12 protein-coding genes are annotated in these 14,140 nt (G+C 71.0%); 3 read left to right on the top strand and 9 right to left on the bottom strand.

The features are described 5' to 3' along the window. Window positions 1-150: 150 nt before the first annotated feature. Window positions 151-1,425, bottom strand: coding sequence for a hypothetical protein (locus AB0M36_RS29625; protein WP_364163899.1), 1,275 nt, complete (start codon window positions 1,423-1,425; stop codon window positions 151-153). Window positions 1,426-1,476: 51 nt separating this feature from the next. Next, window positions 1,477-2,241, bottom strand: coding sequence for an alpha/beta hydrolase (locus tag AB0M36_RS29620; protein ID WP_364163896.1), 765 nt, complete (start codon window positions 2,239-2,241; stop codon window positions 1,477-1,479). 113 nt (window positions 2,242-2,354) lie between these two features. On the opposite strand from AB0M36_RS29620, the gene AB0M36_RS29615 reads away from it, so the two are divergent. Further along, on the top strand, window positions 2,355-3,413 hold the full coding sequence (locus AB0M36_RS29615; protein WP_364163893.1) for a diguanylate cyclase: 1,059 nt from the start codon (window positions 2,355-2,357) through the stop codon (window positions 3,411-3,413). Continuing rightward, window positions 3,410-3,700, top strand: a complete 291-nt coding sequence (locus AB0M36_RS29610) for a hypothetical protein (protein WP_364163891.1) — start codon at window positions 3,410-3,412, stop codon at window positions 3,698-3,700. Before AB0M36_RS29615 ends, AB0M36_RS29610 begins: the two co-directional genes overlap by 4 nt. 2 nt (window positions 3,701-3,702) lie before the next feature. Here AB0M36_RS29610 and AB0M36_RS29605 read toward each other — a convergent pair whose 3' ends face one another. After that, entirely contained in the window at window positions 3,703-4,341 is a 639-nt protein-coding gene (locus AB0M36_RS29605; RefSeq protein ID WP_364163888.1) for a hypothetical protein, read from the bottom strand. A 149-nt stretch (window positions 4,342-4,490) separates the two neighbouring features. Between AB0M36_RS29605 and AB0M36_RS29600 the strand changes: the two genes are divergently transcribed. Beyond that, window positions 4,491-5,318 carry a hypothetical protein gene (locus AB0M36_RS29600; RefSeq protein WP_364163885.1) on the top strand — a complete coding sequence of 276 codons (828 nt, stop codon included), beginning with the start codon at window positions 4,491-4,493 and terminating at the stop codon, window positions 5,316-5,318. 81 nt (window positions 5,319-5,399) lie between these two features. Here AB0M36_RS29600 and AB0M36_RS29595 read toward each other — a convergent pair whose 3' ends face one another. The 6 genes from AB0M36_RS29595 to AB0M36_RS29570 all read right to left on the bottom strand — a co-directional run bounded on the left by AB0M36_RS29595 (window position 5,400) and on the right by AB0M36_RS29570 (window position 14,091). Then, on the bottom strand, window positions 5,400-7,778 hold the full coding sequence (locus tag AB0M36_RS29595; protein ID WP_364163882.1) for an excinuclease ABC subunit UvrA: 2,379 nt from the start codon (window positions 7,776-7,778) through the stop codon (window positions 5,400-5,402). Window positions 7,779-7,832: 54 nt separating this feature from the next. Beyond that, entirely contained in the window at window positions 7,833-9,320 is a 1,488-nt protein-coding gene (locus AB0M36_RS29590) for a sulfatase (RefSeq protein ID WP_364163879.1), read from the bottom strand. A 70-nt stretch (window positions 9,321-9,390) separates the two neighbouring features. Further along, the gene (locus AB0M36_RS29585) at window positions 9,391-10,467 is read right to left on the bottom strand and encodes a HAMP domain-containing sensor histidine kinase (protein ID WP_364163877.1); all 1,077 of its coding nucleotides are present in this window, start codon (window positions 10,465-10,467) and stop codon (window positions 9,391-9,393) included. 50 nt (window positions 10,468-10,517) lie between these two features. Further along, entirely contained in the window at window positions 10,518-12,293 is a 1,776-nt protein-coding gene (locus tag AB0M36_RS29580) for a carbohydrate-binding module family 20 domain-containing protein (RefSeq protein ID WP_364163874.1), read from the bottom strand. A 178-nt stretch (window positions 12,294-12,471) separates the two neighbouring features. Continuing rightward, window positions 12,472-13,524 carry a LacI family DNA-binding transcriptional regulator gene (locus tag AB0M36_RS29575; RefSeq protein WP_364163871.1) on the bottom strand — a complete coding sequence of 351 codons (1,053 nt, stop codon included), beginning with the start codon at window positions 13,522-13,524 and terminating at the stop codon, window positions 12,472-12,474. A 54-nt stretch (window positions 13,525-13,578) separates the two neighbouring features. Then, complete coding sequence (locus AB0M36_RS29570) at window positions 13,579-14,091, bottom strand: GNAT family N-acetyltransferase (protein ID WP_364163868.1); 513 nt, start codon at window positions 14,089-14,091, stop codon at window positions 13,579-13,581. Window positions 14,092-14,140 lie beyond the last annotated feature (49 nt).

Here is a 14,140-nt window from a genome sequence, read left to right as displayed (position 1 = left end):
GCGGCGATCCTGTTCTCGGGGAACTGGATGCTGCACGAGATGATGACGTACACGACGCAGCTGTTCGAGAAGCTGCCGACGCTGCTCGGCTGACCTCAGACGCACGAAAACGGCCGTCCCGCGCTCAGCGGGGCGGCCGTTTCGCGTGTGCTACGCCGCCGCGCCGGCGGCCCGCACCAGGGCGACCGTCTGCTCGATGGTCGCGGCGCGGTCCGTGGCGAAGGCGTCGTCGATGACGACCAGCGGGTCCGCCGGGTAGACCAGGGCGGAGATGTGCAGATGGCCGCCGGGCACATCGGTCGCCCCCAGCTCCCGCCGCAGCCGGTTGGACCTGTACATGCTCTCGTTCGACAGGTAGTTGCCGCCGCCACCCGCCTGGGCCTGGCCGCCGGGCGAGGGGCCGTCGTTGCCGCAGCGCACCGGGCCGGTCGGCCGGGTGCCGGCGGGCCATTCGCAGCTGCGCGGATTGAGGGTGGTCGGCCACGGACCCGTCCCCGCGCCGGTCATCGCCGGGTGCGGCAGCGTCGTCTCGATGAACTCCGGGGTGGGCGACGGCTGCGGCCAGCGCGGCGCCGGCGGGATGAGCTCCGCCTCGCCCTCGTTGTTGTTGTCCGGATAGCCGCCCCGCCACGCGCCGGCCCACTGCTCGACGACCATCACCCCGCGGTTGCCCTGGCTGATCGTCATGATCAGGTCGGCGCGTTCGGTGGCGGTGGCGCTCAGGTGCGGTCCGAACGCGTCCTCCACGATGCCGGCGTCGAAGCCGCTCCAGGTCACGGGCAGCACCACGGCGCGCACCCGGACCGTCTCGGCGCCGTTGCGATACGTCAGACCGTCGAGCGCGAGCGCCGATCCGCCCGACGGGTTGGAGCGGCGGATCTCCCCGTTCAGCTGGTACGGGTCGAAGCCGCTGACCAGCACCCGCCGTACCCCGCCGCCGAAGGTGGTGTGCGACACCCCGCGGGAGGCGTACTCATAGGTCCGGAGCAGGGTGGCGCGGTCCGTGTCGGTGAGCGGGAACCGCGGCAGCCACTGCCGCAGGTCGCGGGTCCCCATCAGGCGCGACCAGTACAGCGGACGGTCGTCGTACCGATCGATCGTGCCCATCGTCAGACGGCCCTGCGCGCGGGCGACGGCGGTCTGCCACAGCCGTGTGCCGTGCGCCTCCAGCAGCCGACGCGTGGCCTCCGGTGACGAGGCACGGCAGAGATCGCGCTGCAACGCCGTCACGTACGGGCTGAACCCGCCCACGTCGACCAGGTGGTACGGCACACGGGTCCCGCCGGGCAGCGCCGGCGTCTCGATGCGGCTCTCCTCGTAGGTGACCGCGGCCGCGCGGTCGAAGCAGCCCGCCGGGGCGGCGGTCGCGGCCTGAGGAACGCTCAGGAGTGTGGCGCAGAGGGCGGCCACGGTGAATAGTCGCAAAGGGACACTCGCCTTCCGGGAGGAGGCATCGACGTCCGTGACTATATCTGGTCAGTGCGACGGCCGGGTGTCGGCGAGGAAGTCGAGCAACAGGTCGTTGACGACCTCGGGCCGCTCCAGACTGGGCAGGTGCCCCGCCCAGTCGAGCTCCACGTGCCGAGAGCCCGGCAGCCCGGCGGCCAGCCGCGAGGCGATCTCCCGGAAGTCGATCAGGTCGTGGCGTCCGGCGACGACCAGGCTCGGCGCGGTGACCGCGGACAGCTCCACCGGGGTGCGGACCGGTGGAAACTCCTCGGTGGCCGCGAGCTGCACCTCGAAGGCGTGCCGCTGCATCCGCCGGACGTGGGCGCGGGTGGCGTCATCGGCGTACGGGCCCAGCCAGGTCGCCACGTTCAGCTCGGTGGCGCCCTCGACGTCGCCCGCCTCGAGCAGCTCGTCCTCGCGCCCGCCGAACGCGCGCAACTCCTCGCTCGGCTCGTGATCCGCGACCGCGCCGCACAGCAGGGCCAGGGCGTAGACCCGGTGTGGCCAGCGGGCGGCCAGTTCCAGCGACACCCGGCCACCGCCCGACGAGCCGATGAGGGCCGTCTTCTCGATCGCCAGCAGGTCCAGCACGTCCAGGACGTCGCGGGCGTTGTCGTACGGGCCGTCGGGGACCGGGCTGTCGCCGAAGCCGCGCAGGTCACACCGCACGACGAGATAGCCGGCCGCGGTGAGCGCGGGAACCTGCGGGTCCCACATGCGGCGGTCGCAGACAGTGGAGTGCACGAGGACGACAGCGGGGCCGTCGCCCGCTACGTCATGGGTGATCGTCATGTCCGATGATCTTTCTATACCGGCGCAGTGTCCGATATCGAATTCCCTGGGGCAACGGCGGGTGACGGTATGGACTACCGTCAGTCGATCAGGACGCGGTGGAGGGAGGCTGGATGGCCGCTGCCGACGCGCAGCTGCAGGCGCTCCGAACCCTGCACGCGGTCACCAAGCGGGTGCACGCCAGCCTCGACCTGACCCGAACGCTCGAGGCCGTGGCGTGCGGGGTCGTCGAGGCCGCCGGATTCGGCCTGGCCGCGGTCAATCTCGCCGAGCCGAACGGCGACTACACCACCGTGGCCGTGGCCGGCAGCGACGACCTGCGCCGCGACCTGCTCGGCACCCGCGGCTCGGCGGAGAGCTGGCAGGAGCTCTTCCGCCGCTCCGAACGCTGGGGGGCGCTCTACTTCGTCGACCACCGCACCGGCGTGCCGGAAAGCCTCTACACCTGGACCCCGGACATCGAGGCGACCGACGACCCGGACGGATGGCACCCGGAGGATTGCCTGTTCGCCCCGTTGATGGCGCCCTCGGGGGAGTGGGTCGGGGTGCTCAGCGTCGACCTGCCCGAGGGGCTGCGCAAGCCCGGGCCCGAACAGCAGGAGATTCTGGCACTGTTCGCCGAGCACGCGGCGATCGCCATCCAGCACGCCCGCCTGCACTCGGCGCTGGAACGCAGCCGGGCCGAGGCCCAGCACGCCGCCACCCACGACAGCCTCACCGGGCTGGCCAACCGGACCCTGCTGAAGTCCCGCGCGGACGCGATTGCGCGACAGTCCGGCACGCAGATCGGCGTGCTCGTCGTGGACCTGGACGGCTTCAAGCGCGTCAACGACGCCGACGGTCACGAGGCGGGCGACGAGGTGCTCCGGGTCGTCGCCGGCCGGCTGCGCGGCCAGCTGCGCGGCGGTGAGGTGGTGATCGCGCGGACGGGCGGCGACGAGTTCGTGGCCGTGCTCACCGGCGCCGACCTGGCCGCCACCATCGCCGAGACGGCCGAGCGCCTGCGGACCGCGATCGCCGAGCCCATCGCGGCCGGCACCGGAACGCACCGGGTGGGGGCGAGCGTCGGCTGGGCGCTCGGCACGGCCGGCGACGACGTCCAGTTCCTGGTCGCCCGGGCCGACGAGGCCATGTACCGGCGCAAGCGGCGCTCCGGGGCGGCGGTGCCGTGAGCCGTCGCGCAACCTTCCGGGTCGCGGTCCAGCTTGGCGGCCGTGACCACTGCCGGACGACCAGCACGATCCGCCAGCTCGGCTGCCCGGCGGGCTACGCCTCCCGGATCAAGCTGGCGGCCCTCGACCGACACGGCCGGCTGACCGCCTGGAACCCCCGCGCGAACGGCACGGTCGGAGTGCACGTGCTGACCGCCGACGCGGCCCGTGCCCGCCTCGCCGCCGGAGGCGCCCTCACAAGCATCGGCGGCCGAACCCGGACCCGCTTCGCCCTCTCCGCCGCCTGACTTCACCAGCCGGTGGCAGGTTCCCCGATGACACGACCGCCGACTTTCGCAGCGAGCTCGTGCGCGTCTTCCGGCCGCCAGGGGGAGACGTGCACATAGACGCTGTGCCCGGCCGGGGTCTCGAGATGCCACAGTTCGGCGCCGTTGACGCCGAGTTCGAAACCGTCGTGACTGTGACTTTCCGGCCAGCAGGCGTGCCAGCTGATCGTCGCGGAGTCCGCGTTCAGCACGGCGAGGAGTCGGTCGGGCAGGTCGCTGGAAAGCGGCACGTCGGGAGTCAGGATCTCCGCGGCCATCGGGGGCAACCGCCGCAGAGCGGCGATGACCGCGGGTGTCAGCTTCGTCCTGAGGTACGCGCCGCCGTCCCGGCGCCGCGACGGCTGGTCGTTCGGTCCCCGGTGGGGCCGCAACGTCTCGGTCACCGGTGAAACCAGGTCCGCCGGGACGGACAGCGCCATCGAGGCGGAATCGAGAACCAGGTAGCGGTCCAGCGCCGCGTGTGTGCCGGTCTGCACGTCGGCGGAAATGTACGACGGACAGTTACAGGTGGTTTCCGCCAAGGCCAGCAGGCCCCGCGCCATCGCGTAGGCCTCCCGCACATCTTCGCCGGTATGGATGCGATACGTCGCCGAGTTGCCCACGGCGGAGCAGTCTGCCAGCGATCCGGCGACCCGCCGAGCGTTATTCGAAGGATCGTGCGCCTGAAGGCAACGGGCGCTGGTCATTGACCGGATCTTCTAACGTAGAAGATCATTCTCGGTCAATGGCCCGAGCCTGCAAGGGAGGGCAAATGCGCGACCGCCCCGCCGATCGCTTACTGGCTGAAATAGCCGGGTTCCCTGACGACCTCGGGCTCCGGGGTCCGGCGGTGCCGGCACACCTCGTGGATCTGGTGGAACGCGGTGTGTTGACAATACGCCCGGGCGACGAGGGGGAAATCGTCGTCGCCCTCACCGACCAGGTCGCCGCAGCCGGCGAGGCGGACGCGGAACTTCTGCGCGTGCTCTTCCCCGAAGGCTACGGCTCGGAAGCGGTGCTGCGGAGATTCGCCGGGAAGGCGAAAGTGCTGGAAAGGGCAGCTCGGCGGCGCGCCCGGGCAGCCGGGTGGTGGCGCACCGAAGTCTCGGTCCGGCCGTTGCTGCTGGCCAGCATGATCCCGTTCATCGGTGGGTTCCTCATGTGGCTGCTGCACACGCTCGTACGACTCGGCGCGCCCAGCTGGGTGGAGGGCGTCGGCTCGTTGCCGGTGTTGTTCGCAACGCTGATGGCGACGGCGCTGATGGTGATGTCGGCGTTCAGTCGGGTGCTCACCCCCGCCGGATCAGCGGCGGCGGCCGAGGTGCGGGCGTACGTCGCGGCGTGCCGAAACGGCCCGGTCGCCGGCTTCGGCGATCTGGTGGCGCTTGGCCGGGTACGGGAGTGGGTAGCCGGTGACCACGAGTCACCCGTGTGGGCCCGCCCGTTCTTGGTTACCACGCCGGGGCTGACCAACGCGACGGCCACTGACCGGGCAGCCGCTGATCGCGCGGCCGTGGCCGAATTGACGCGCCAGATCAGCGCGGCCTTCGAGTACGCGCCGCGCGGGCCTGACATCCCGGGAGGTGGCGGTGGCAGCTGATCACCGGTGCCCGGCGACGAGGCGGGGAGCCCCAACCGGCTAAGGCTGGCGGGGCTCCCGAACCCACCCGCGAAACCCGGGTCAAGCGCCGACGTACTCCGCGAGGTGTTCGCCGGTGAGGGTGGAGCGGGCCGCGACCAGGTCGGCGGGTTTGCCCTCGAAGACAACGCGGCCGCCGTCGTGGCCGGCTCCCGGGCCGAGGTCGATGATCCAGTCGGCGTGGGCCATGACCGCCTGGTGGTGTTCGATGACGATCACCGACTTGCCGGAGTCGACGAGCCGGTCGAGCAGGCCGAGCAGCTGTTCGACGTCGGCGAGGTGCAGGCCGGTGGTCGGCTCGTCGAGGACGTAGACGGCGCCCTTGCCGGCCATCTGGGTGGCGAGCTTGATCCGCTGCCGTTCGCCGCCGGACAGGGTGGTGAGGGGCTGGCCGAGGCTGAGGTAGCCGAGGCCGACGTCGGCGAGGCGGTCGAGGATGGCGTGGGCGGCCGGCGTGCGGGCCTCGCCGGCGCCGAAGAACTCCTCGGCCTCGGTGACCGACATCGCGAGTACCTCGCTGATGTTGCGGCCGCCGAAGTGGTGTTCGAGCACCGCCGCCTGGAAGCGCTTGCCGCCGCAGTCCTCGCAGGTGGTGGCGACACCGGCCATCATGCCCAGGTCGGTGTAGATGACGCCGGCGCCGTTGCAGGTGGGGCAGGCGCCCTCGGAGTTGGCGCTGAACAGCGCCGGTTTCACGCCGTTGGCCTTGGCGAACGCCTTGCGGATCGGGTCCAGCAGGCCGGTGTACGTGGCGGGGTTGCTGCGCCGGGAGCCCTTGATCGCGGACTGGTCGACCGACACCACCCCGTCGCCGCCGGCGACCGAGCCGTGGATCAGGGAGCTCTTGCCCGAGCCGGCCACGCCGGTGACCACCACGAGGACGCCGAGCGGGATGTCGACGTTGACGTTGCGCAGGTTGTGAGTCTTCGCGCCGCGGATTCTCAGTTTGCCGGACGGTGTGCGTACCGATGGCTTGAGGGTGGCGCGGTCGTCCAGATGCCTTCCGGTCAGGGTGTCGGCGGCGCGCAGGCCCTTGACGGTGCCTTCGAAGACCACCTCGCCGCCAGCGGTGCCGGCGCCGGGCCCGAGGTCGACGACGTGGTCGGCGATGGCGATCATCTCCGGCTTGTGCTCGACCACCAGGACCGTGTTGCCCTTGTCCCGCAGTTGCAGGAGCAGGTCGTTCATCCGCTGGATGTCGTGGGGGTGCAGCCCGATCGTCGGTTCGTCGAAGACGTAGGTGACGTCGGTGAGCGACGATCCTAGGTGGCGGATCATCTTGGTGCGCTGGGCCTCGCCGCCGCTCAGGGTGCCCGAGGGCCGGTCGAGCGAGAGGTATCCGAGTCCGATCTCGGCGAACGAGTCGAGGAGATGTTGCAGGCCGGCGAGCAGCGGGGCCACCGACGGCTCGGTGAGCTTGCGGACGAAGTCGGCCAGGTCGCTGATCTGCATGGCGCAGAGGTCGGCGATGTTCTTGCCCTTGATCTTCGACCCGAGGGCGGCCTCGCTCAGGCGGGTGCCGCCGCAGTCGGGGCAGGTCGTGAACGTCACCGCCCGCTCCACGAAGGCGCGGACGTGCGGTTGCATCGCCTCGACGTCCTTGGACAGGAACGACTTCTGGATCGCCGGGATCAGTCCCGAGTAGGTCAGGTTGATCCCGTCGACCTTGATCTTGGTCGGCTCCCGGTACAGCAGGTCGTGCCGTTCCTTCTTGGTGTACTTGCGCAGCGGCTTGTCCGGGTCGAAGTAGCCGCAGCCGCGGAAGATGCGGCCGTACCATCCGTCCATGCTGTAGCCGGGGATGGTGAGCGCGCCCTCGTTGAGCGACTTGCTGTCGTCGAACAGCGCGGTTTCGTCGATGTCGTTGATCGAGCCCATGCCCTCGCAGCGCGGGCACATCCCGCCGAGGCGGGTGAAGGTGACCTTCTCGGCCTTCGTGCCGGCTCCGCGTTCGACGGTGATCGCGCCGCTGGCCTTCACCGACGGGATGTTGAACGAGTACGCGTTGGGCGGCCCGATGTGCGGGCGCCCGAGCCGGCTGAAGAGGATCCGCAGCATCGCGTTGGCGTCCGTGGCGGTGCCGACGGTGGACCGGGGGTTGGCGCCCATCCGCTCCTGGTCGACGATGATCGCCGTGGTCAGCCCCTCCAGCAGGTCGACCTCCGGCCGTGCCAGCGTCGGCATGAAGCCCTGCAGGAAGGCGCTGTAGGTCTCGTTGATCAGCCGCTGCGACTCGGCGGCGACGGTGCCGAACACCAGAGAGCTCTTGCCCGAGCCGGAGACGCCGGTGAACACCGTCAGCCGGCGCTTGGGGATCTCGACATTGACGTCCTTGAGATTGTTCTCCCGCGCGCCCTGCACGCGGATCAGGTCGTGGCTGTCGGCAGCGTGCGGCGCGGGCCGCCTCGGGTTACGGTCCATGCGGCCACGGTACGCAGTAGCCCGCCACCGTGCTTCTCGATTCCTGATCGTGTCTCACCCGCGGACGCGGTCCGCCGTGCGGCACGTCGCGCCGCGACAGGTGGTCAGCTTCTTCAGCGCCTCGTGCAGGTCGGCCCGCCGGGCTTCGGAGAGCAGGGGGAAGATGTTGCGGAGCTGATGCGGATCCGCGCGCCGGTTGTAGAACTCCCGCGAGCCATCGACGTACTCGACGTAGGTGTAGGTCCCGGTGCGCAGAGCCGCGTACGAGGGCGGGTTGCCGCTGCCGGGACGGGGCCGGTCCGGGTCGGTGGGGTCGAAGTCCGGGCCGTGGTGCTCGATGAGCGCGGCCGTACGCCAGGGCGCGTCGCCCGACAGCAGCGGCCGGATGTCGCGACCGTGGAGGTCGGCGGGCACGGCGGCCCCGGCGAAGCCGGCGAAGGTGGGCCGCAGGTCGACGTTCTGCACCGGCTCGGCGACCCGCCGGCCCGCGCGGACCCCCGGACCGGCGACGACCAGCGGCACCCGTACGTCGGTGTCGAAGGCCGTCTGCTTGCCGGGAAGGAGCCGGTACTCGCCCAGGTGAAAGCCGTTGTCGGAGGTGAACACGACGACGGTGTCGTCCGCGACGCCGACCCGCGAGAGGGTCGCCTGCAGGGAGGCCAGCAACCGGTCGATCGACCGTACGGACTGGGCGCGCTTGCGGAAGACCACGTCGAGCTCCGCCTTCTGCTCGGCGGTGAGCGGCGCCCGGTCCGCCAGCCACGCCGGGGCGTTCGCGGGCAGGGCGTCGAAGGCCGGACTCCGAGGCGCCGTCACCCCGGCGAAGGCGCCGGCGTCCCGGTGGGCCGGCGTGTACGGCGAGTGCGGCGCGAACGTCGCCACCTCGACCAGGAACGGCGTACGGGCGGCCGCCGACTCCTCGATGAACGCCGACGCCTTGGCGCCGATCACGTCGGTCAGGTAGTCGTCCGCGGCGCTGCCGTAGTGGCGGATCACGCCGTTCTCGTTGAGCTCGTAGTCGAACTGGGCGTACCCGTTGCCGGCGGCGTACCAGTCGGTCCAGCCGGGCGGTACGTACGGCCGGCGGCCGCCGAGGGTGTTCGCCGGCTCGTACCGGTTGAGGTACTTGCCCAGGAACGCCGTGCGGTAGCCGGCCCGGCGCAGGTCCGTGGCGAACGTCGACCGCTCGTGGCCACGCCGATGGAAGTGGACGAAGCCACCGTCGACGCCGCCGTTGGTGAAGATGCCGGTGCCGTGCGGAAACTTGCCGGTGAGCAGCGATGCCCGCGACGGGCAGCACAGCGAGTTCGAGACGGTGTACTCGGTGAACGTCGTGCCGCGGCGTTGCAGGTCGCGCAGGTGCGGCATGAACGGCAGGAGGTTCATCGACAGGTCGTCGGTGAGCACGAACACGATGTTCGGCCGGGTGTCGGCCGGCGCCGACGGCGTCGCCGGGGCGGCGGGTTCGGGGGGTCGGTCAGACGTGCAGGCCGTCAACAGGCAGACGGCGGCGAGCGCTCCGGCGAGGAGTCGAAAACCCATGTCCCGGACATTACGGGCGACCAGCCCGTGAGAGCCCGCAGCACGTCCCGCGCGTCAGCGTACGGATGGCCTAATGCTCGGGGAGGCGGGTCTCCACGCGTAAGCCGCCCGCCTCGCCCGGTACGGCGCTGATCGTGCCCTGGTGGGCGTGCACGATCGAGCGGGCGATGGCCAGCCCCAGCCCCGCGCCGCCGCTGTGGTCGATCCGGTCGGAGCCGAGGCGCTTGAACGGCTCGAACAGGCCGGCGACCGCGTCGGCCGGCACCGGGGGACCGGTGTTGGTCACGGTCAGGGCGGGGGAGGCGGCCACCTGGACGTGGATGGTGCCGCCCGGGCGGTTGTATTTGATCGCGTTCTGGACCAGGTTGGTGATCAGGCGCTCCAGCAGGACCTCCTCGCCGTCGACGGTGCGGCGTGCCAGGTCCGTGAAGATGGTGACCCCGGCCCGCGCGGCCTGTTCGGCGTGGGCCTGCACGACGGTGGCGGCGATCTTGTCGAGTTGCTGGGGGGTGCTGCCGGCCAGGCCCTGTTCCACCTCGGTCAGCACGAGCAGGCCCTCGATGAGGCGTTCGTTGCGTTCGTTGGTCTCGAGCAGTTGGGCGGTCACCAGGGCCAGCTGGTCGGCGTTCATCACCTTCGCCATGCCGACCTCGATCAGGGTCCGTTGCACGGCCAGCGGGGTCCGCAGTTCGTGCGACGCGTTGGCCGCGAAGCGGCGCTGCCCCTCGTAGCCGGAGGCGATCCGGTCCATCATCGTGTTGAGCTCGGCGGAGAGGTCGGCCAGTTCGTCGCGGCGCCGGCCGCCGGTGGCGATGCGGAATCCGAGGTTCTGCGGGCCGACCTGGGCGATGACGGGCACCAGGTCGCGGACCGGCCGCAGGCACCAGGCGGTCAGGGCCCGCCCCGCCAGCAGCAACATCATCACCATCACCGCGTAGATGCCGAGGTCGGTCTTCCAGCTGATGACCTCGATTCTTCCGCAGGGCCGGAGCTGGTACGGCAGGGAAGTCAGCTCGCAGCCCCAGCCCTGGTCGACCCAGAGCAGCAGGTCGTACCGGTACTCCAGCATGAAGTAACAGGCGGTGATGAGGACCATCCAGATGATCATGAGCCGCAGGCGCAGGTTGCGGCGCAGGACGGAGGTCATCTCGCGATGATGGCCGAAGTCGTCAACCGGCGCCATCGAACGCCGGAACCTCATCGCCAGGCGTCGGTCCAGGTCGCGGCGCAGGGCGCGGACGCCGGGGTGGTCCGGCCGCGGTTGGGCCCGCTCTCCCAGACGACCGAGGATCCCTCCTTCTTGATGTACTTGTACTGCACCGCCGCGTCGCCGGGCAGGGACACCGTCGCGCTCCACACCGGGTATGTGGCCGGGGAGAGCGGGACGGCCGCGGCCGGGTTCCATCCGCCGAGCGCGGCGATGTCACCGGTCACGAAGACGTTCTGGCCCCAGGTCGTGGTCGCGGTCGCCGCGACGGAGACCGACGCCGTCGCGCAGCCGGTCGGTGTCGTGGGTCCGCCGCGGGCGCCGACGTGCAGCGCCAGCGCCGAGTTGCCCGCCACGGTGGCGGTGACCTGGCCGGACGCGTTCACCGTGTACGCGGGCCCGGTGCACCCGCCGGCGGTGTGGTCGCCGGCCATCACGTCGCAGTAGCCGCCGGCGGGCAGCGATGTCTGGAACGTACGGGTCAGCGCGGCGCCGGAGCGGTTGAACACGACGTACGCCGCGTCGCCGCGCCCGAACGCGATCTGGTTCGAGCCGTTGCTCCACCAGTGGGTGACGGGGGAGCCCGCGGCGGTGGTGCGCAGTGCGACCATGTTGGCCGTGGTGCGGGAGCGGTGCTCGCACTGCCAGCCGCTGCCGCAGCGGACCGCTGTGGTGGTGCCGTCGCTCGCGGCGGGCGGCCCGGCCTCGGGGTCGGTGAAGGTGAAGCTCGACATGACCTGCGGGACGCCGTACGGCCAGGCGATCATGAAGGCCTCGGCGAGCGCGTAGGGGACGCCGTCGGCGTAGGTCAGCTTCGCGCGGCCGTTGCGCTGGGTGTCGTGGTTGTCCACGAACGCCACCGCGTCGCCGGAGCCCAGCCGCATGCGGGTGGCGAGGTCGCGCAGCCCCGACAGATTGCCGTCGGAGAAGGCGCCGCCGACCACGTCGCCGTAGCGGAATTCCGTGACGTCGCCGATGGCGGTGTACTCCTCCGGTCCCGGTTCGCCGGTGCCGCCCTCGATGACCTCGGAGTAGACGTACGGAACGCCTCCGACCGCGTCGATGACGGCGGCGAGGTCGGCCGCGGGCAGGTGTTTGGCGGCGTCGACCCGGAAGCCGTCCACGCCCAGCGAGACCAGGTCGTCGAGGTAGGCGACGAGCTTGCCGCGCACATAGCCCGACTCCGTCCGCAGATCGGAGAGGTCGGCCAGCTCGCAGTTCTGCACCTCCCAGCGGTCGCCCCAGTTGACGATGTCGTCGGTGCCGTTGCGGCCGCAGTGGTGGAAGTCGCCGTCGCCGTAGGGCACCGCCGGATACGCGTACTGCGAATAGGTCGAGCCGCCGCTGCCGGGGCCGGTGGAGGCGCCGCCGGCCATGTGGTTGACGACCGCGTCGACGTAGACCTTCACGCCGGCGGCGTGGCAGTCGCGCACCATGTCCGCGAACGCCTTCCGGTCGCCGCGCCGCGTGGTGAGCTGGTAGCTGACCGGCTGGTAGTCCTGCCACCACGGGTAGGCCTTGCCCGGCAGGACGACGTGCTCCTGCGGCGGGGAGACCTGGACGCCGCCGAAGGCCTTGGGCCCCAGCACCGTCGTGCATTCGGTGGCGATCGACGCCCACGGCCATGCGAAGAGGTGCACGATGACGTCCCTGGCCCCGGGCGGGGCGGCGGCCGCCTCGGCCCGGCCGTGGACGGCGCCGGCGACCGGGAAAGTGGCGGCGAGCAGGGTGGTCACCGCGGCGGCGAGGACCGGTCGGATTCGCATGGGTGCCTCCGGAGACGCGGGAGCGGACGAAACTCCTTGCGCAGGTGGAGGAAGTTATCAGCGTGTTTCCGGCCGGTAAAGTGACATCTCTCGATGTTGACGGTGCGATTCCGGCGTAGTCCCAGCTAGCGGCGGCAATGTGCCGACGCAAGGTTGGAAAGCGATTCCAAAGATCAACTCATGCGGCGGAGAAGGTCATGCTTTCCGGTCCGCGCCCGCTCTTGTTCATGGCCGTCGAGCCGCGCACCACCAGCTCCGGCGGGAACACGTACTCCGAGCGGGGCGCGCCGTGTCCGTTGATCTCGTCCACGAGCTGGCGGATGGCGGCGTTGCCCATGGCCGCCACCGGCTGGCGCACGGTGGTCAGCGGCGGATCCGTGAAGGCGATCAGCGGCGAGTCGTCGTAGCCCACCACCGACACGTCGCGCGGCACACTGAGCCCGCGCCGGCGGGCCGCCCGGATGGCACCCAGCGCCATCAGGTCCGAGCCGCACACGACGCCCGTGACCCCGCGCGCCAGCAGCTGGCCGGCGGCCACCTCGCCGCCCTCGACGCCGAAGAGTGTCAGGGCGACCAGCTCGTCGAGCTCGCGCTCCGACAGGTCGAGCTCGCGGCGCATCGCCGTACGGTAACCCTCGAGCTTGCGCTGCACGTTGAGGAACCTGTCCGGGCCGGAGATGAACCCGATGCGCCGGTGTCCGAGCGCGACGAGGTGGTTGACCGCGAGTTCGCCGGAGAGCCGGTCGTCGCACGAGATGAACGGGGCGTCGAGGCCGTCGGCGTAGCCGTTGATGAGCACGATCGGCAGCGGGCGGCTCACCAGGCGCCGATAGCGCTCGTGGTCGGCGGTGGTGTCGGCGTGCAGGCCGGACACGAAGACGATGCCGGACACCTGGCGGTCGAGCAGCATGTCGACGTATTCGTCCTCGGTGACGCCGCCGGGGGTCTGCGTGCACAGCACCGGCGTGAACCCGGACTGCGCCAACGCCGACTCGATCGTCTGCGCGAACGCGGGGAAGATCGGGTTCTCGAGCTCGGGAACGATGAGGCCGACGAGACCGGCGCTGCGTTTGCGCAGTCTTTCGGGGCGCTCGTAGCCGAGGACGTCGAGGGCGGTCAATACGGCCTGCCGGGTGTCGGCGGACACGCCGGGCCGGTCGTTGAGCACCCGCGACACCGTCGCCTCGCTGACCTCGGCCTGGCGCGCGATGTCGGAGAGTCGTGCGCGCATGGCCGTCACTGTAGTCCCTGGAACTTTTTGCAAGAGTTGCCGACCGGGACGCGCCTAGGGCCGGACCGGTCGTTCGTAGATGAATTCCGTGCCGTCCTCGTCGTCCCACTGCTCGCCGACGTGGGCGAAACCGAAGCCGGCGATCGTGGCCAGCGACGCGTGATTGTCGGGGCGGATGCTGGCCCGCACGGTGACCGCCGACGGATCGGTCGCGGCCCAGCGCAGCAACTCGGCCACCATGGCCCGGGCGTAACCGCGCCTGCGGAACGCCGGGTCCGTGCTGTATCCCACTTCCACCATGCCGGCGTCATCGGGCGGCCCGTGGAAGCCGCCGGCTCCGACCACCACCTCGTCGGGCACCGAAACCGCCGCCCGCACGACCCAGTCGGCGGCACGGGGATCCCCGGCGATCTGGTCGAGCCGCAGCCGCCACAGCCAGGTGACCTCGTCGGAGAGGAACCACTGCGAGAGCCGGACTCCGGTGATGCGGCGGGCGGCCGCCAGATCCCCGGCGATCAGGGCCTCCAGGGCGTGGGGCGGCAGCGGCACGAAACGCACGGCGGGCATGGGAAGCGATGGCATCGCGAAGATCTTCACACGTCGGGCCGCTCCCGGA

The organism is Actinoplanes sp. NPDC051346 (assembly GCF_040682215.1).
In the GTDB taxonomy this organism is placed as follows: Bacteria; Actinomycetota; Actinomycetes; order Mycobacteriales; family Micromonosporaceae; genus Actinoplanes.
This window is presented reverse-complemented; position numbering and strand designations above follow the sequence as displayed.

Coding starts and splice junctions, on each gene's coding strand:
- AB0M36_RS29595 (WP_364163882.1), bottom strand. CDS start 7,778: ATGGACCGTAACCCGAGGCGGCCCGCGCCGCACGCTGCCGACAGCCAC.
- AB0M36_RS29570 (WP_364163868.1), bottom strand. CDS start 14,091: ATGCCCGCCGTGCGTTTCGTGCCGCTGCCGCCCCACGCCCTGGAGGCC.
- AB0M36_RS29620 (WP_364163896.1), bottom strand. CDS start 2,241: ATGACGATCACCCATGACGTAGCGGGCGACGGCCCCGCTGTCGTCCTC.
- AB0M36_RS29590 (WP_364163879.1), bottom strand. CDS start 9,320: ATGGGTTTTCGACTCCTCGCCGGAGCGCTCGCCGCCGTCTGCCTGTTG.
- AB0M36_RS29585 (WP_364163877.1), bottom strand. CDS start 10,467: ATGACCTCCGTCCTGCGCCGCAACCTGCGCCTGCGGCTCATGATCATC.
- AB0M36_RS29615 (WP_364163893.1), top strand. CDS start 2,355: ATGGCCGCTGCCGACGCGCAGCTGCAGGCGCTCCGAACCCTGCACGCG.
- AB0M36_RS29580 (WP_364163874.1), bottom strand. CDS start 12,293: ATGCGAATCCGACCGGTCCTCGCCGCCGCGGTGACCACCCTGCTCGCC.
- AB0M36_RS29575 (WP_364163871.1), bottom strand. CDS start 13,524: ATGCGCGCACGACTCTCCGACATCGCGCGCCAGGCCGAGGTCAGCGAG.
- AB0M36_RS29600 (WP_364163885.1), top strand. CDS start 4,491: ATGCGCGACCGCCCCGCCGATCGCTTACTGGCTGAAATAGCCGGGTTC.